Annotated in this window: 18 protein-coding genes; 10 read left to right on the top strand and 8 right to left on the bottom strand. The window is 71.2% G+C overall.

What is annotated here, in order from left to right; all coding sequences use genetic code 11:
• Nucleotides 1–6: 6 nt before the first annotated feature.
• Complete coding sequence (locus LWP59_RS01455) at nucleotides 7–960, top strand: prephenate dehydrogenase (protein ID WP_144633051.1); 954 nt, start codon at nucleotides 7–9, stop codon at nucleotides 958–960.
• Between the two features lie 910 nt (nucleotides 961–1,870).
• Here LWP59_RS01455 and LWP59_RS01450 read toward each other — a convergent pair.
• On the bottom strand, nucleotides 1,871–2,098 hold the full coding sequence (locus tag LWP59_RS01450) for an antitoxin (RefSeq protein ID WP_144632815.1): 228 nt from the start codon (nucleotides 2,096–2,098) through the stop codon (nucleotides 1,871–1,873).
• Between the two features lie 103 nt (nucleotides 2,099–2,201).
• Between LWP59_RS01450 and LWP59_RS01445 the strand changes: the two genes are divergently transcribed.
• Nucleotides 2,202–2,648: an SRPBCC family protein gene (locus LWP59_RS01445; RefSeq protein ID WP_144632812.1), complete on the top strand. Its 447-nt coding sequence runs from the start codon at nucleotides 2,202–2,204 to the stop codon at nucleotides 2,646–2,648.
• 74 nt (nucleotides 2,649–2,722) lie between these two features.
• Nucleotides 2,723–3,454 (top strand): polysaccharide deacetylase family protein, encoded by a 732-nt coding sequence (locus LWP59_RS01440; RefSeq protein ID WP_144632809.1) that lies wholly within the window; start codon nucleotides 2,723–2,725, stop codon nucleotides 3,452–3,454.
• Here the strand turns inward: LWP59_RS01440 and LWP59_RS01435 are convergent.
• The 5 genes from LWP59_RS01435 to LWP59_RS01415 form a co-directional block, all read right to left on the bottom strand.
• Nucleotides 3,451–6,039, bottom strand: a complete 2,589-nt coding sequence (locus LWP59_RS01435; protein ID WP_144632806.1) for a CHAT domain-containing protein — start codon at nucleotides 6,037–6,039, stop codon at nucleotides 3,451–3,453. The two genes, LWP59_RS01440 and LWP59_RS01435, sit on opposite strands and share 4 nt — an antisense overlap.
• A gap of 48 nt (nucleotides 6,040–6,087) precedes the next feature.
• The gene (locus tag LWP59_RS01430; RefSeq protein ID WP_144632803.1) at nucleotides 6,088–6,567 is read right to left on the bottom strand and encodes a carboxypeptidase regulatory-like domain-containing protein; all 480 of its coding nucleotides are present in this window, start codon (nucleotides 6,565–6,567) and stop codon (nucleotides 6,088–6,090) included.
• Entirely contained in the window at nucleotides 6,564–7,169 is a 606-nt protein-coding gene (locus LWP59_RS01425) for an RNA polymerase sigma factor (RefSeq protein ID WP_144632800.1), read from the bottom strand. Before LWP59_RS01425 ends, LWP59_RS01430 begins: the two co-directional genes overlap by 4 nt.
• A 417-nt stretch (nucleotides 7,170–7,586) precedes the next feature.
• Entirely contained in the window at nucleotides 7,587–8,222 is a 636-nt protein-coding gene (locus tag LWP59_RS01420) for a hypothetical protein (protein WP_144632798.1), read from the bottom strand.
• A 25-nt stretch (nucleotides 8,223–8,247) separates the two neighbouring features.
• The gene (locus LWP59_RS01415; protein WP_144632795.1) at nucleotides 8,248–9,396 is read right to left on the bottom strand and encodes a C1 family peptidase; all 1,149 of its coding nucleotides are present in this window, start codon (nucleotides 9,394–9,396) and stop codon (nucleotides 8,248–8,250) included.
• Between the two features lie 206 nt (nucleotides 9,397–9,602).
• Between LWP59_RS01415 and LWP59_RS01410 the strand changes: the two genes are divergently transcribed.
• The gene (locus LWP59_RS01410; RefSeq protein WP_144632792.1) at nucleotides 9,603–9,953 is read left to right on the top strand and encodes an SRPBCC family protein; all 351 of its coding nucleotides are present in this window, start codon (nucleotides 9,603–9,605) and stop codon (nucleotides 9,951–9,953) included.
• Here LWP59_RS01410 and LWP59_RS01405 read toward each other — a convergent pair.
• Nucleotides 9,950–10,585 carry an NAD(P)-dependent oxidoreductase gene (locus tag LWP59_RS01405; protein WP_144632789.1) on the bottom strand — a complete coding sequence of 212 codons (636 nt, stop codon included), beginning with the start codon at nucleotides 10,583–10,585 and terminating at the stop codon, nucleotides 9,950–9,952. The genes LWP59_RS01410 and LWP59_RS01405 overlap by 4 nt on opposite strands.
• Nucleotides 10,586–10,674: 89 nt before the next feature.
• Between LWP59_RS01405 and LWP59_RS01400 the strand changes: the two genes are divergently transcribed.
• Nucleotides 10,675–11,253, top strand: a complete 579-nt coding sequence (locus tag LWP59_RS01400; protein WP_144632786.1) for a TetR/AcrR family transcriptional regulator — start codon at nucleotides 10,675–10,677, stop codon at nucleotides 11,251–11,253.
• On the opposite strand, the gene LWP59_RS01395 is transcribed toward LWP59_RS01400, so the two are convergent.
• A complete protein-coding gene (locus LWP59_RS01395; protein ID WP_144632783.1) occupies nucleotides 11,234–11,725 on the bottom strand; it encodes a GbsR/MarR family transcriptional regulator in 492 nt (163 codons plus the stop codon). The genes LWP59_RS01400 and LWP59_RS01395 overlap by 20 nt on opposite strands.
• Nucleotides 11,726–11,818: 93 nt before the next feature.
• Here LWP59_RS01395 and LWP59_RS01390 point away from each other — a divergent pair, with 93 nt between their 5' ends.
• The 5 genes from LWP59_RS01390 (at nucleotide 11,819) to LWP59_RS01370 (ending at nucleotide 16,812) form a co-directional block, all read left to right on the top strand.
• A complete protein-coding gene (locus tag LWP59_RS01390) occupies nucleotides 11,819–12,715 on the top strand; it encodes an ABC transporter ATP-binding protein (protein ID WP_144632780.1) in 897 nt (298 codons plus the stop codon).
• Complete coding sequence (locus LWP59_RS01385) at nucleotides 12,712–14,307, top strand: ABC transporter permease (RefSeq protein ID WP_144632777.1); 1,596 nt, start codon at nucleotides 12,712–12,714, stop codon at nucleotides 14,305–14,307. Before LWP59_RS01390 ends, LWP59_RS01385 begins: the two co-directional genes overlap by 4 nt.
• Before the next feature lie 130 nt (nucleotides 14,308–14,437).
• The gene (locus LWP59_RS01380; RefSeq protein WP_144632774.1) at nucleotides 14,438–15,892 is read left to right on the top strand and encodes an NAD-dependent succinate-semialdehyde dehydrogenase; all 1,455 of its coding nucleotides are present in this window, start codon (nucleotides 14,438–14,440) and stop codon (nucleotides 15,890–15,892) included.
• Between the two features lie 69 nt (nucleotides 15,893–15,961).
• The gene (locus LWP59_RS01375; protein WP_144632772.1) at nucleotides 15,962–16,492 is read left to right on the top strand and encodes a YbaB/EbfC family nucleoid-associated protein; all 531 of its coding nucleotides are present in this window, start codon (nucleotides 15,962–15,964) and stop codon (nucleotides 16,490–16,492) included.
• Nucleotides 16,492–16,812, top strand: a complete 321-nt coding sequence (locus LWP59_RS01370; protein ID WP_144632769.1) for a hypothetical protein — start codon at nucleotides 16,492–16,494, stop codon at nucleotides 16,810–16,812. The genes LWP59_RS01375 and LWP59_RS01370 overlap by 1 nt, the downstream gene beginning before the upstream one ends.

The raw sequence follows: 16,812 nt of genomic DNA, 5'->3' as shown, positions 1-16,812 counted from the left end.
GTATGCGTGATCGGACTGGGGTTGATCGGCGGCTCGCTGCTGCGCGCGGCCTCCGCGGTCGGGCGTGAGGCGTGGGGCGCGACGGCCTCGGAAGCCGACGCCCAGGCGGCCGCGGCGGACGGTTTCGACGTCTCGACGGACGTCGACGCGGCGCTGCGCCGGGCCGCTGACCAGGACGCCCTCGTCGTGCTCGCCGTGCCGTTGACGGTGGTCGACGAGGTGCTGCGCACGGTGGGGGCGTGCGCGCCGCGCTGCCTGCTGACGGACGTGGCGAGCGTGAAGTCGCCCGTGCTGCGGGCCGCACGCTCGTTCGCGCCGGAGACCAGGTTCGTCGGCGGGCACCCGATGGCGGGGACGGCCGAGTCGGGCTGGCGTGCGGGCAACTCGGCACTGTTCGGCGGTGCGGCGTGGGTCGCGTGCGTCGAGGACGACACCGATCTGGCCGCATGGGCCGAGGTGGCGCGGCTGGCGCTCGACGTCGGGGCGCACGTGGTCCCGCTGACCGCGGCCGCGCACGACGAAGCGGCCGCGCGGATCTCCCACCTGCCGCACCTGCTGGCGGCGGTGCTCGCGACGGTCGGCGCGCAGGGCGGCCCGGTGCCGATGGCGCTGGCAGCGGGGTCTTACACGGACGGGACGCGGGTGGCGGGCACGCGCCCGGAGCTGGTGCGGGCGATGACCGAGGGCAACCGGGAGGCGCTGCTGCCGGTGCTGGACGAGGCCCTGGGCCGGCTCGGTGCGATGCGCGGCTCGCTGGCGTCGACAGGCGGCCTGGCGGCGACGATCAAGGCGGGTTACGAGGGGGCGCAAGCGTTTGCGCAAGCCCGCGAAGCGACGCCGGCGGGGGTGCGGGTGAACCTGGCGGCGCCGGAAGCGCGCGCCGGGTTGCGCGCGCTCGGCGAGCGTGGCGGGCGGGTCACCGCCATCACGGACGAGACGGCCATCGGCGAGGTGGCCTGAGCGGCGGTTCGGCTGGGGGCGGTCGCGGCGCACGGCCGTCGGTGGCGGCGGCGGACGTGCGGCGCGGTCGGTGGCGGCGCGCGGCGGGCGGTGGCGGCGGCCAGTGGCGCGCGGTGTGGCGCGGCTGTGACGGTGGCGGCGCGCGGTGTGACGGCGGCGACCGGCGGCGGCGCGCGGTGTGACGGCGCGGCCAGCGGCGGCCGCGAGGTGGCGCGGCCGGTAGCGGCGCCCGGTGCGGCGGCGCCCGGTGCGGCTGGGTGGCCGAGTGGCGGGCGGCGTTAGCGCGCGAGGCGGCCGGGCGACGGCTCGGGCGGGACGCGGCCGGGCGGCGGCAGCGCACGGGCACGGCGGCGGCACACGGCGCGGCCGTGACGGCGAGCGGTGTTGGCGCGAGGTGGCCGGGCCGCGGCTGGCGGGCGGCGGTAGCGCGAGGTGGCCAAGCGGCGGCGGTGGTCGGCGGTGGCGCCGGGTGTGGTGGCGGCCGCGCGGTGTGGCTGGTGGGGGTGTGGCGCGAGGCAGCCGGGCGGAGGCTGGCGGGCGGCGGCTCGGGCGAGACGCGGCCGTTGTGGCGGGTGGCGGCGGTGGCCGAGCAGCGCGGCCGGCGGCGCGGCGCGGCGGTAGCGCGCGGTGCGGCGGGCGGCGGTAGCGCGCGGTGCGGCGCGAGGGGCCGGACGGCGTCTCGGGTAAGACGCGGCCGAGCGGCGGAGGCGGCCGAGCGGCGCAAGCAGCGCGGCCGGTGGCGGCAGCACGGCCCGGCGCGAGGTGGCCTGAACGACAGCAGCTCAGCCGCAAAGCACCTGCCAGCGGCAGCCGCGAAGCCGACCTGCCGGCCCCCAAAGCCACCGCAAAAGGACACACCAAACCCCGCCCTCGACCGAAACCGCCGGGGGCGGGGGACGTTCCGCGGGACCTACTGCTGCGCCGGACCGGGGCCGGGCGTGTCGGGACCCGCGCCGCCCTGGTTCTTGTGCAGGAAGTCCTTCGCCTTGCTGCTCACGTTGTCGATCTTGTCCGCATGCTGCCCGAGCCTCGACTTGGCGAAACCGCTCGCCTTGTCGATGCCCTGCTCGATCTTCTCGGCGTTCTGGCCCAGCGCGTCCTGAGCCTTCTTCTTGATCTCATCGAAGTTGATGCCCATGAAGCCATCGAACACCGATCCGGCCTCCCGCGCACCGCGATGTCACCTGGTCGATGATGCGGCAAGATCCATCCCAGCATCGCCGACCGGAAGGACCCACGCCATGCCACCGAAGACGTTCTCCTTCGAGGTCAACCGCACGAGCAGCGCCTCGCCCGCCACGCTCTTCCGGCTCGAGACCGACGGGGCGCACTGGTCCGACTGGGCCAAGCCGCTGATCGTGCAGTCCAGCTGGGAGCGGTGGGCCGATCCCGTCGGCGGCATCGGCGCGATCCGCCGCGTCGGGCTGTTCCCCGTGCTCGTGTACGAGGAGACCCTCGAGTACGAACAGGACCGGCGCCACGTCTACACCCTCGCCCGCTCGGCACCGGTGAACGACTACCGCGCCGAGGTGACCTTCACCCCCAACGCCGCGGGTGGCACCGACCTGCGCTGGCGGGGTTCGTTCACCGAGAAGATCCCGGGAAGCGGCCCGGTCGTGCGACAGCTGCTGCGTGGAGTGATCACGTTCGTCTCCGCACAACTGGTGCGCGCGGCCGAACGCGACTGAGATCACGTCCGGGAAGTGCAACAACAACGTTCCCCACCACGACTTATTTGTGGTTCGAGAAAGGGGAACGCCGGATGAAACGCGCCTTCGCGGCAGCGCTCGCGCTGGTGGCGTTGACGACCGCCTGCACGCGGACCGAGGCCGCCGTACCGAGCTACACACCACCGTCGCTGCACCTGAACGCGCCCTACCCCGCCGGCGAGGTCCAGCAGCAGGCCGGGCCGATCGTCGACGGGAAGGTCCCGCAGGTGCGCCGGATAGCCGTCGACAGGCCGCTCGTGTTCCTCACCATCGACGACGGCGCGGTGCCGGACCCGGACGCACCGCGGCTGATCCGCGAGTCGGGCACGCATCCGGTGCTGTTCCTCAACGAAATCTACGTCCGCGGGCACGAGGACTACTTCAAACAGGTGCTCGCGGCGGGCGCGACGCTCGGCGACCACACCGTGAACCACCCTGACCTGAAGGGCAAGTCCCTGGCGTACCAGCAGGAGGAGATCTGCGAGGACGCCGACGACCTGCAGCGCGCGCTCGGCGTCCGGCCCGTGCTGTTCCGGCCGCCGTTCGGCAACTGGGACGACAACACGCTCAAGGCCGCGGCGAACTGCGGGATGCGCGCGAGCGTGCTGTGGACGGCGTCCGTGAACGACGGGCGCGTCGACTTCCAGGAGGGAAAGCGCTTACAACCAGGCGACATCGTGTTGATGCACTTCCGCAAGACCTTCACGGAGGACTTCGCCGCGTTCGTCGACCAGTCCACAAGGGATGGTCTGACTCCCGTGCCGTTGCCCGACTTCCTCGGCTAACCCGCCCCCAGGCACAGGAACGGCCGCCGCAGCGGGTCGGCCGCCGTGGCTTCCGCCAGGGCCAATGCGGGCGACGTGCCCTTCGCCAGCAGGCGGTGCAGATCGGTCATCGCCTCGGCGGCCGCGGTGTCGCCGACCCGCGCGACCGCTCCGACGACCGTACGTGAACCACCGGCCAGCAGCGCCCCCGCGAAACCCAGCGCCTCCTCGCCCGGCCGGATGTGGCTCATCGCCAGCTCGCACGCCGCCAGCACGACGCGCTCCGGGGGATGCCGCAGCCGCGCGGTCTCGTGTGCGAACAGCGGGCCGTCGACCAGATCCAGGCGCGAGAACAACGCGTTCGCCGGCTCGTGTGCGCCGTGTGCGACCAGGTGCGCCAGACCCGAGCCGTCCAGCGCGGCGAGCACCGCCTGGCTCGTCGCGTTCGGTCCGTCGACCAGCGTGGCCCCCGGGTACACCGAACGTAGCTCCCGTACCTCGCCGATCGCGCCGGGCACACCGGGCCCGCCGACGAGCACCACCGGCTCCGGCTCGGCGTGCACGGCCGCGGTGCGCCACGCCGTCGCGGACGGGGCGATCGACAGCGGACGTCCACGCAGCGAAGGCAAAGCGGCCCACGGCAACGCGTACAGCGGGCCGAACGGGACGATCACCAGCTCGCGGTCGCCGATCGCGTCGGCCAGCGGCTCCGCCAGCAGCCGGTCGAGCAGCCGGGCCCGCTTCTGCGCCGAGTGGGTCACCGCTTCGACCAGCGGCGCGGGCAGGTGATCGGGCGCGAGCACGTTCAGGTCGGCGTGCAGCTGCTTGGTGATCTCGACGGTCTCCGCCAACGCGCCGAGCCCCACCAGCCGGAACCGCCCGTCGCGCACGACCACGGCCGAGAGCCGGTCGCCGTGGCCGGTGATGCTCACCAGCGCCCGCTCGCCGAGGTCTGCCGCGACCTGCTCCGGGGTACACACCGGTCGCGGCTTCCCCCACTGGCTCGTGTACCAGCCGAGCCGGCTCGCCTCGCGCTGCAGCCGCACGTACCGCTGCTCCAGCCCGCCGACCGGCTTGCCATCGAGCCGGTTCTGCTGCGCGATGCGCTGCACGTGCCGCATCTGGGTGATCAGCCGCGCCAGCACGGGATCGGCGATCTCGGGCAGCGGCTCGTAGCGGTACACCTGCGCCCTGGTGCGCTCCTGCCAGGCGAAAACCCTTCGGGCACCGGCATTCCCGCGTGCGCGGCCGAGGACAAGCCCGACCGCCAGCCGCCCGAGCGCCTGCCCGTGCACGGCCGTGCCGCACACCAGGTCCAGCCCGCCCATCCGGTCGCGGACCCGGCTCAGCTCGACGAACCCGGCGCGTGCCTGGGCGAGCGCCGCACGCGAACTTCCCCGCGCCACCGCCAGCTCCGCGCGGCACAGGCGCAGCAGCATCACGTGGTCGACAGGGGTGGTCTGACGCGGCTTGGGGATCTGGGCGAGCAGCTCCTCGGCCGCGTCGACCGCGCCGCGGCGCAGGTGCAGGCGGACCGCGAGCAGCCGGGCCACCGCCGCCTCGTCGCGCAGGCCCAGCTCCGCCAGCCGGGTCGCGTGCTCCGCGAGCTCGGCGGACAGCCGGACGGGCGGCCGTCGCTCATTTTCGAGCGCCTCGTTCGCGTTCGCGCGCAGCCGTGCGAGCGCCGCGACTTCGGCCCATCTTTCGTTGCCGCGCCGGAGAAACCGGCGTCGTGCGTCGGCGGCCAGCCGCCGGGCAAGCGCGAAGTCGCCGTCGAGGATCGCGGCGGCGGCGCGGGCGACCTCCGCCTCGGCGACGTCCTGAATCGCGCGGTTGCGCCGCAGCTCCGGCAAGGCTTCGTCGAGATGCCGGGCCGCCTCCTCGCCGAGACCGGCGGTCAGCAGCGCGCGCCCCTGGTCCAGCCGCAGCCGCGGCAACCAGCCGGGGATCTCCGCCTCGTAGATCCGGGCGGCCTGCTCGTAGTACCGCAGTGCCTCGGGGATGTCGCCGACGAGCTGGGACTGGTCGCCGAAGTTGTGCCGCGCCTTTCCCTCGATCCGGACCAGACCGTGTCGCTCGGCCAGATCTATGCAGCGGCGCAGATCGGAAAGCGCGGCGTCCGGCTTGTTGAGGCTCATGTGGACCAGCGCGCGGTTCATCAGGTTGCGCGACAGGGGAAGCGCGTTGTCCTCGGCGTCGCGACCGAGCACCGGGATGATCGCGTCGAACAGGTCGAGTGCTTCGGTGAACCGGCCTACGCGACAGAGCACGAGCGCTCGCTGGGCGTCGATGACCGCACTGAGCAGGTGTGGCGCGGAACTTTCGGGAAGCAGCCGGGGAAGCGTTGCGGCGTCATCGAGGCGGGCGAGGCCGGTGGCCGTCGAGCCGACCTCGGCTTCGGCGATGGCAAGGCTGATGAGCACGCGCGCCCGCAGCTGCACCCAGTCCGGTTCACCGCACGGACCGAAGGAGTCCAGGAGCTTCAAAGCGCGGTTGAGCAGGCGGACGGCGTCGACGTTGTGCAGGTTCCCCGACGCGTCGGCGGCCTTCGCGTGCAGCTGGCCGCTGCGCGCGAGAACTCGTTTCAGTTCGCGAGGTCCGGCCACGCGAACTATCTGAGCACACCTGTGTCCGAACGCATACAGCTGGTGAGGTCAGAGCACGACGGCGGGAGTCACCACGGTGCGCCGGCTGGCCGCACCCCCGACCGAGATGACGATCTGCGTGGTCCCGCGCGGCACGCTGTCCAGCACGAACCGCCCGCCCTCGTCGGAGACCGTGGCCGACGAACCGTGCCCGGCGACCCGCACCTCGACCCCGTGCTCACCGGCGGGCACCAGCCAGCCGTCGATGCGGTGGCAGCGGCCGACCTTCGTCAGGTTGATCATCACGGTCAGATCGCTCACCGTGAAGGTGATCGTGCCCTGGTCGACGCTGCTGCGGACGCCGGCCAGCTGGTCGGCCCGCTCCCAGCGCGCGACCTCCACGTCGAGGTCCTCCAGCTCCAGTGCGAACTGAACCCGTTCGACCAGCCCGGCGGGCGGCGGATCACAGACCGCCAGCAGGCGGTCGAGATCGGCCAGCAACGCTTCGTCCCCTGGATGGGCGCCCTCCGGCGCCTGGATCTCGTTCATGCGCTGCCCCCTTCGATGTCCAGCAGTTCGCGCATCGTCTTCAGGCAGCGGCCTCGGTTGGGCCCGATACTGCCCCGCGGCATCTGCAATGCCTCGGCGACAACCCGGTACTCCGCGCGTCCGGAGAGCACCGTGAGCCGCAGCAGTTCCTGACACCGCTGCGGAAGCTTGCCGAAGGCCGCCCAGATCCGGCGGTCCCGCTCCGTGCGCAGGGCCTCGGCTTCCGGTGCGGGCAACGTGCTGGGCACGGCCTCGGCCATTTCGTCGGTCAACGGCACGGGTGGTTGTTTCCGGCCGCTGGAACGCTGTGACTCGTGGCGGGCGGTGGTGACGAGCCAGCCCGCGAGCGCCTTGGGCTCACGCAGCCGGTCGAGGTTGCTCAGCAGGGCGAGCCACACCGTCTGCACGACGTCCTCGGCGGTGTGCTTGTCCAGCCCGTGGCCGCGCGCGACGTTCCACACGAGCGGCGTCAACTCGGCGACCAGCCGGTCCAGCCCGCGTTTGTCCCCTTCCCGAGCCGCGTGCAGGCACGCTTCGAACAGTTCGGGGCCGCGCAGGCCTTCCCAGGGAGGGTCCGCCTCGGCGGTGTGGACTTCCGTCACCCCATTCGCCCCGCTCTCCGTGGTCTCTCCTCGAACGACGCTCGCAGTATCCCGCCTTCGCCGTATGAGAGAAGCCTTGCGACCGTCAGATACAAATGTCACCTGATTGGCGTAAGGAACTTTGTCACGCCGCGGTAGCTGCCGACCGGCGCCGAGGCTCTCGGACGCCGGCCGGCCACCCCCCTGCACCCGGTGGCCGTCCCCACGGCCACCGCACCCTGTGGTCGTCCCCCCCGCTCAGTGCCTCGACGACCACCGGACCGCCTTCGTGCACCGCCGTCTCCGCCGCACCCCCACACGCCTGCCGTCTCCCCTCGTCGGCCTGGCGTGCGCGGCGTCCCGGTCTGTCCACTTCGGCGGCCCGCCGGACGGTGGTGGCCGGCGGCCCCCTCGGCTGCCGGCCACCACCAGCTCAGGTCAGACCAGCAACTGGTCGATCAGGCCGTAGGCGTTCTCGTGGAACGACACAGTGAGCCCGTTGGCCTTGGCCAGCACCGCGAGACCGGTCAACGGGCTGCGGCCCGTTTCGACGGCCGCGAGCTGCTTCCAGCCCAGGCCCGCGACGAACACCCACACGCCTGGGCAGGCGCTCGAGGAGAGCAGATGCGTGATGACGCGGTTGCGGATCCACAGGCCGGTGGCCTGCGGGGCAGTCCCGTTGCCCGGCTGCGGCCGCAGCGCGGGTGGCTGCGGCTGCGGCGCGGGCGGCTGGGGCTGCGGCGGGTTGTTCGGATCCCACGCGCCGGTCGGCGGCGGACTGTTCGGGTCCCAGGCGCCAGTGGGCGGCGGCGTATTGGGATCCCACGCGCCAGTCGGTGGCGGCGTATTCGGATCCCACGCACCCGTCGGCGGCGGAGTGTTCGGATCCCACGCGCCAGTCGGTGGCGGCGTATTCGGATCCCACGCACCCGTCGGCGGCGGAGTGTTCGGATCCCACGCGCCAGTGGGCGGCGGGGTATTCGGATCCCACGCACCCGTCGGGGCGTTGACGTGGGTCGGTTCTGGGTCGTCCTCCGGCCCGGTGGCCGGCTTCTCGGTTTCGCTCGTGGTCATCGTTACTGCTCCCCTGCTCGCACGATCAGAATGTGGTCTGGACCATTCGTAACTCTTCGTTCACGACGTACGGGATGACGGGATAGCCGCCGGCCCGTGCCTCGGCGAGCAGCGCGAGCTGGTTCGCGCCGCTCCTTCCCCCAGAGAGCCGCGTCCAGCCCAGGTTCTCCAGAAACGCCCATCCGCCCGCGTCCTGCGCCGACGCGAACAGGCCGAGCGCGCGTTGCGCGGGTAACCACGCGCGCAGGGTGGTGCCCGTGCAGCCGAGCGTGGTCGGCCGCTCCTCCGGATAGTCCTCGATGTAGGACTCCCCGTAGGCGATCCGGAAGTAGCCGCCCTCCCCCCAGCCGGTGCCCCACGAGTTCTTCGCGATCCAGCAGCCCTGGTCGTCGTCCCAGCCGACGAGGGCGACGCAGTGGCCGCCGTTGGTCTCCTCGGTGGTGTGCCGGTAGATGCCGCCGGTGTAGTGGAAGAAGTCCTCGTACACCACCATGCAGGTGGTGACCGGCCCGTACCCGTAGATGTGGTGCTTGATCCCCGCCGGGTCCCGGGTCAGGTCGACCATCTTCTCCGCGTGCACGAGACGGTTGGGCCAGTTCGGGTTCAATGAACCGGCACCGGTGTCGGTGTAGGGCCAGTAGTCCTCGAAGGTGACCCCGGTCGACACGCAGTCGCCCAGCAGGTCGTCCGGCCAGGTGCCGTCCTCCCCACCGAGCTGGCGGCTGGTGGCCTGTCCGAAGAACAGATGTGCCTCGGACAGGTCCAGATCCAGCCGCGCCGCCCGCCGGGTGTACGCCGCCGTCCCCTCCAGCACGGCGATGACCCCGAACGCGGTACAAGAACCGCGCTCCCCCTGGTCCTTGACGGGCGTGGTGTAGTCGCCGTCGCACGTCCGCCGCAGGTCGAAGGCCCGCGGCAGCTCCCACGTCGGCGCGTACGCCGCCGTGCACTGCTGCCCGGCAGTCCCGAGTGCGGCCTCGGCCATCAGCCCGGGCAGGTCCGCCCTGGCCTCGACCGCGGCCGCACTCGGGGCCGGCACCCCCAGCCGCACCGCACGCGACCCGCCCCCCAGCCTGCTCAGCAAGGTCTCCCCTGCTTGCCACGGATCCCCAAGCGTGGCAAGGGAATCGCGGATCGCCGCGATTTCCTCCTCGCAAGAGCGGTCGGAGCTCATGCATCCTCCAACTGGGGGGCCAATTCAACCAACGCTCCTATGACGCACGGCGGGCTGCTCCAGATACACACGGCCAGAATTTTTTTCGAACGGCCTGGTCGGACGCTTGAACTTTCACCCGTTCGGCGCAGCGTCTGCCTACTCGCCGTGGAACGGTGTCCGATTCGTTCAAGCGGACGGCTGCCCGTCCGGGCAGACTTCACGACATGACGACTATGCCTTCCCGCACCCTGAGCGTTCGCATCGAACGGCCGTATGCCGAGGTCTACAAATTCCTGACGGAGCCTGGAAGTTCCGCGAAATGGGCCTCCGGAGTGGACACCTCCGGGACCGTCACCAACACCGAGCCGAACGAGTTCGGCGTCCTCGACCACACGGTCCACCTGCCCGACGGGCAGGACGTGTACGTGCCGATGCGCGCCGTGCGCAACGGCACCGGCACGGAGGTGCTGTTCACGCTGTTCCGTCAGCCGGGGATGGACGACGAGAAGTTCACCGCCGACGCCGACTGGGTGATGAAAGATCTCCGGACCCTCAAAGGACTTCTGGAGTCCTAACCGTTCGCGACGAACGGGGCCGTGCCGATGACCGTGTCATCCCCGGCCGCACGGAGCAGGTAGTCGGCGAGGTTCGCCCGGGACATCGTGACTCTGCCGCGGACGGTTTCCCCCACACTGCTCGTTATACGACCTGTATACGGCTTGTTCGTCAGCATCGGCGGGCGGACGACGGTCCAGGCGAGACCGCTCGCCAGCACCCGGTCCTCCATGATCCCCATGTCCTCGTAGCCCTCGCGCAGCACGCGGATCAGGATCGGCTTGACGATCCGCCGGACGAACACCCCGTCGCAGTCGGTGTGCATCCCGCTGTTGCTGACCACCACCAGCCGCCGCACGCCCGCGGTGTCCATGGCGGACATGATGCTGCTCGTGCCGACCCGGCAGATGGTGGTGGGACCGCGATCCCGCGGGCCGAGCGCGGAGATGACCGCCTCGCTCCCGCTGACCGCGGGCAGGATCTCCGCCGGCTCGAAGACGTTAGCGGTCACGACTTCGAGCCGCTCGTGCGACGGCACGTCCAGCCGGGCGGGGTCGCGGACCACCGCGGTCACCTGGTGTCCCTGGTCCAGCGCCTGACGCACGACCTCGACGCCGGTACCGCCGGTCGCGCCGAAAACCGTGAGCTTCATGATCTCCTCCTTGCGGTGAGTGTTCACTCACCAGCTATGGTGAGTAAGTACTCACCCACTCGTCAAGCGAGGCTGAGAAGGGGCTCAGGTTGGGCACACGGGACGAGATCCTGGCGGCGGCGAGCCGGATCATGCGCGAGCAGGGTTACGCGCGCGCCACGACCAAGGAGATCGCCCGGGCGGCGGGCTACTCGGAAGCCACGCTGTACAAGCACTTCGCGGACAAGACCGAGATCTTCCTCGGCGTGCTGTCGGAGCAACTGCCCGCGCTCGGCGCGTTGCTGACGGAGCTCGCCGAGGACGCTGGCAAGGGCACCGTGCGGGCGAACCTGGTCAAGGTCGCCCGGGCCGCGCTGGACTTCTACGTGGCGAGCTTCCCGATCTCGGCCTCGCTGTTCTCGACCAGCGACCTGCGGACGAAGCACCGGGACGCGGTGCGCGAACGCGGGGTGGGGCCACGCAACCCGCAGCGGATGCTGAGCCGATACCTCCGCGCCGAGCAGCGGCTGGGCCGGCTGCCCCGCGCGACCGACGTCGACGCGATGGCGGCATTGCTGCTGGGTGCGTGCTTCCAGCAGGCGTTCCTGATCTCGTTCGAGGGCGAGCCGCCGGCACCGGATGAGCTCGACGCGTTGGCGAAAAGCCTGGTCAAGCCCCTTCTTCGCTGATCCGCCTTGCCCGCCAGCGTTCCACCAGCCGGGGCATCTCCTCGGCCAGGTAGGCGAAGAAGTCGTGTGTCTCCTGCAGCCGCTCGCCCGCCGGGCTGTCCGGGCCCACCGCGTCGATCCCGTCGCTCAACGCGCCGAGCAGGTCCTGGTAGCGCTTGTCCTGGGTGCTGACCATCTCGTACCAGTAGTCGCTGCGGACCACGAAATGATCGCGGCGCTCACCTGGACGCCGCCGGCGTCGCAGCAGCTGGATCTGCCCCAGATAACGCACGGCACCGGACACCGCGGCCGGGCTGATGCGCAGGATCTCGGTCATGTCGCGGGCGGTGAGGCTGCCCTCGGGGCTGGCGAGGATGGCGGCGAACACCCGGGACGGCATCCGGGGCACGCCGGCGTCGGTCAGCGCCTGCCCGAACTTCTCGACGAACTGCAGCGCGGCCTCGTCCAGGTGCACGGCTGGGTCGGTCGGCATTCGATCATCCTCTCTCATCCTCCCCCAGCCTTCACGCGATCTTGACGTTTTCCTAACTTCACAAATTTGTGAAGCGAGTGTAGCTTCCGAGCCATGGACAACGCCATCTCCATCTCCGGTCTGCGCAAGGCGTTCGGGCCGACCCAGGCCCTCGACGGCCTCGATCTGGAGGTCGCGACGGGCGAGGTGCACGGCTTCCTCGGCCCCAACGGCTCCGGCAAGTCGACCACCGTGCGGGTCCTGCTGGGCCTGCTGCACGCCGACGCCGGCCAGGTCCGCCTCCTCGGCGGCGACCCGTGGCGGGACGCCGCGGATCTGCACCGCCGCCTCGCCTACGTGCCGGGCGACGTGAACCTGTGGCCCAACCTCTCCGGCGGTGAGGTCATCGACCTGCTCGGCCGCCTGCGCGGTGGCCTCGACCCGCGCCGGCGCAAGGAGCTCGTCGAACGCTTCGACCTCGACCCCAAGAAGAAGGGCCGCACCTACTCGAAGGGCAACCGGCAGAAGGTCGCGATCGTCGCGGCGCTCGCGTCCCACGTGGACCTGCTGGTGCTCGACGAGCCCACCTCGGGCCTCGACCCGCTGATGGAGGCCACCTTCCAGTACGCGATCCAGGAGGAGCGCGAGCAGGGCCGCACGGTGCTGCTGTCGAGCCACATCCTCGCCGAGGTCGAGGCCTTGTGCGACCGGGTGAGCATCATCCGCAACGGGCGCACCGTCGAGAGCGGCACGCTGGGGGACCTGCGGCACCTCACCCGGACCTCGATCACGGCCGAGCTCGCCGGACATCCCAACGGCCTGTCGTCCCTGCCGGACGTGCACGACCTGAAGGTCGAGGGCAACCGCGTGCGCTTCGACGTCGAGACGCACTCGCTGGACAAGGTGCTGCGACAGCTGACCGACGCCGGTGTGCGCAGCCTCACCAGCCAGCCGCCGACGCTGGAGGAGCTGTTCCTGCGGCACTACAAGGCCGAGGCGAGCGCGCGATGAAGCCGTTCGCCGGCACCTGGCACCTGGTCCGGCTCGCCCTGCGGCGGGACCGGCTCGTCCTGCCGATCTGGGTGGTGCTCATCGGGATCATCCCGGCCGCCACCGCCGGGCTCTACGACCAGCTGTACCCCGACGCGGCCGGCCGGGCCTCGCTGACCGCGGGCGCGACGGGCAACCCCTCGGTCGCGCTGCTGTACGGACCGGCCTTCGACCTGTCCACAGCGGGCGGGTTCACCGCCTGGCGCTACCTCACCTTCCTGTCCCTGTTCCTCGCGCTGGCCTGCATCTTCACCGTCACCCGGCACACCCGGCAGGAGGAGGAGACCGGGCGCCAGGAGCTGCTGTCCTCGGGTGTGACCGGCCGGTACACCGCGCTCACCGCGTCACTGCTCGTGGCCGGGCTGGCCTCGCCGGCGACCGGCCTGATCTCGACGGTGGCACTGGTCGTCGCCGGCCTGCCCGCGACGGGCTCGATCGCGTTCGGACTGGGGCTCGCGTTGTCCGGCTGGGTGTTCAGCGCGGTCGCGGCCGTCACGGCGCAGCTCGTCGAGTACTCGCGGACGGCGAACGGACTGGCGTGCGCGGTGCTCGGGCTGGCGTTCCTGCTGCGCGGGGTCGGCGACTCGGCGAAGGACATCAGCTGGCTGTCCTGGCTCTCGCCGCTCGGGTGGGGGGCGCAGGTACGCCCGTTCGCCGGGGAGCGGTGGGCGGTGCTCCTGCTGCCGCTGGCGGCGACCGTGGTGTTGTGCGGACTCGCCTACCGATTGTTGACGCGACGCGATGTCGGGCTGAGCGTCTTCCCCTCGCGCCCCGGCCCCGCCGTCGCCGCACCCGGCCTCCGCTCGCCGTTCGCACTGGCCTGGCGGCTGCAGCGGGGGATGTTGATCGGCTGGCTGGTGGGCTTCGCGTTGTCGGGCGCACTCTTCGGCTCGCTCGCCGCGGGGATCGGGGACGTGGTGGGCGGCAGTACCGAGGTGCGGCAGGTGTTCGAGCGGATGGGCGGCGCGTCGGCGCTGGTGGACGCCTACCTGGCCGCGATCGCCGGGATCACCGGGATGATCGCCGCGATCTACACCGTGCAGGCGAACCTGCGGATGCGCAGCGAGGAGACGGCGTACCGGCTCGAACCCCTGCTGGCGACACGCGTCCGGCGGCTGCAGTGGGCGGCGAGCCACCTGGTGTTCTCGCTGTTCGGGAGCGCGCTGCTGCTCGTCGTGGCCGGCACCGCCGCGGGCCTGCTGCACGGGCTGCGCATCGGCGATGTCAGCGGACAGGTCCCGTCGATGCTCGGCGCGACGCTCGCGCAGCTGCCCGCGGTGTGGGTGGTCGCCGGGATTTCGGTGCTGCTGTTCGGTTTGGTGCCGAAGTACGCGACCACGAGCTGGTCGGTGGCGTCGCTCTCGCTGGCGATCGCGCTGTACGGGCCGGTGCTGAACCTGCCGCAGCCGGTGCTGGACATCTCGCCGTTCACCCACGTCCCGAAACTTCCGAGCGCGACGCTCACCGCGACCCCGATGCTGTGGCTGACGGGGATCGCGGTGGTCACCCTCGTTGTCGGGTTGGCCGGTTTCAGGCGACGGGACATCGGGTAACCAGGACCCGATGGAGGAAGAGCCCGGGCAGGTCGGGGGTCCGGGCTCTTTTTCCTGTGTCGGCCAGGATGTGCCGGATGCATGGTCTGCCCGACGCATACGCGGCGCGGTGCCAGGGTAACCAGCCCACATGAGCGAGCTGATCGACCGCGTACCCAAGCAGATCTTCCTGGCAGGCCAGTGGCGCGACGCCGCGGACGGCAGCCGGTTCGGGGTGCAGGATCCGGGCAACGAGCGGCAACTGTGCGAGGTCGCCGACACGCAGGACGCCGACGTCCGCGAGGCCATCGAGGCGGCCGTCGCCGCGCAGGACGAGTGGGCCGCCACCGCGCCGCGCGAGCGCGGGGAGATCCTGCGCCGCGCCTGGCAGCTGATGACCGACCGCGCCGAGGACACAGCTCGCCTGATGACCCTCGAGATGGGCAAGAGCATCGAGGAGTCCAAGGCCGAGGTGACCTACGCGGCCGAGTTCTTCCGCTGGTTCTCCGAGGAGGCCGTCCGCGTCGACGGCCGCTACGGCCGCAACCCCGCCGGGGCCGGCCGGATGCTGGTGTCCAAGCATCCGGTGGGGCCGTGCGTGCTGATCACGCCGTGGAACTTCCCGCTGGCCATGGGCACCCGCAAGCTCGGTCCGGCGATCGCCGCGGGCTGCACCATGATCGTGAAGCCCGCACAGCTGACCCCGTTGTCGATGCTGAACCTCGCCGCGCTGCTCAAGGAGGCCGGGCTGCCCGACGGCGTGCTGAGCGTACTGCCGACGACGTCGGCGAGCCGCGTCGTCAGCCCCGCGCTCGAGGACCCGCGCATCCGCAAGATGTCCTTCACCGGCTCGACCGAGGTCGGGCGCAAGCTCGTCGAGCAGTGCGCGCCCAACCTGCAGCGCATGTCGATGGAACTCGGCGGCAACGCGCCGTTCCTGGTGTTCGAGGACGTTTCGCTCGACGACGCCGTCACCGGTGCGGTCACGGCCAAGATGCGCAACAACGGCGAGTCCTGTGTCGCGGCCAACCGGTTCCACGTGCACTCGTCGATCGCGGACGAGTTCGTGCGGCGGCTGACCGAGGAGATGTCCGCGCTGAAGGTCGGGCACGGCACCGAGGACGGCGTCAAGGTCGGCCCGTTGATCAGCGCCGACCAGCGGGACAAGGTGATCGAGCTCGTCGACGACGCGCTCGCCCGCGGCGCACGCGCCACCACGGGCGGAAAACCGTTGGACGGCAACGGTTTCTTCTATGCGCCAACCGTGCTCACCGATGTGCCGCCGGACGCGCGCATCCTGCGCGAAGAGGTGTTCGGCCCCGTCGCGCCGGTGACCACTTTCGACACCGAGGACGAAGCTGTGCGGCTCGCCGACGACACCGAGTTCGGTCTCGTCGCGTATCTGTTCACCCGCGACCTGGACCGCGCGATCCGGGTCGGCGAGCGGCTGTCCACCGGCATGGTCGGCATCAACACCGGGCTGGTGTCCAATGCGGCCGCACCGTTCGGCGGGGTGAAGCAGTCCGGTTTCGGCCGCGAAGGCGGGAACGAGGGCATCGAGGAGTACCTCGACGTGAAGTATATGGCACTAGCCCTGAAAGAATGACCTAATCGGACAATTCACCTTTCCTCTTGTTCATGGAACCTGATTGCACTTAGCTCCATCAGAGTGAGCATGAATTCGTCCGAAGCCGAGGAAATAGCGGACATCACGCACAAAGCGGAAGCGGCCAAGGCGCAGCTTCAGCAATTGTCGGCCACCGTCTCCAGCCACGACGGTGCGGCGACCGTGACCGTCAACGCCAGCGGTGCGCTGCAGAAACTCGCATTCGGGGCGAAAGCGCGCGAACTTCCGCTCGACCAACTGGCGGCGGCGGTCGTCGCCACCGCGCAACGCGCACAAGCGCAGGCCGCGCGCCGGCTGACCGCGATCATGGCGCCGGTGATCGGCACCGACAGCGATGCGATGCATTTCCTGGAAGAGCAGTTTCCGGCGCCCGAACCGCCGGAAGAACAGCCACCCGCGACAGGCGAACGCCGACCGGGCTTCACCGAGGAGGAGGAGCCGCCGCCCGCTCCCCCGCGGCCTGCCGCGCCACCGCACCCGGCGCCTCCCCGTCCGGCGCCTCCCCGGCCCGCGCGGCCGCAGGGTAACGACGACGACGGCGACGACGACTTCGGCTCGATCATGCAAAGGGGTTGGTGATGGCAGGCGGATACGAGGTCGATCTGCAGGCGCTGGCGGCACACGAGCCGGAGGTGCGCGGGGTCGCGGAGCAGGTCCACCAGGCGATCGACGCCACCGGCGCGGCGCAGGGCCTTGGTGACATCAACGCGTTCGGCCTGGTCGGACAGGTCGTCGCGGCGGGCATCGAGTACTGGATCCACAGCGCGACCAGCTTCGTCAAGGGGCTCGGCGACGCCGGGCACGACCTCGCCGACAAGGTCGGCACGGCGCACCAGGCGATGTCCACGCACGAGCAGAACTCGAAGGCGGCACTCACCGCGCTCGGCAAGGAGGTGTGA

This window comes from Amycolatopsis acidiphila, from assembly GCF_021391495.1.
GTDB classification, from domain to species: domain Bacteria; phylum Actinomycetota; class Actinomycetes; order Mycobacteriales; family Pseudonocardiaceae; genus Amycolatopsis_E; species Amycolatopsis_E acidiphila.
The sequence above is the reverse complement of the archived record's forward strand: the minus strand, read 5'-3'. Positions and strand labels throughout refer to the sequence as shown.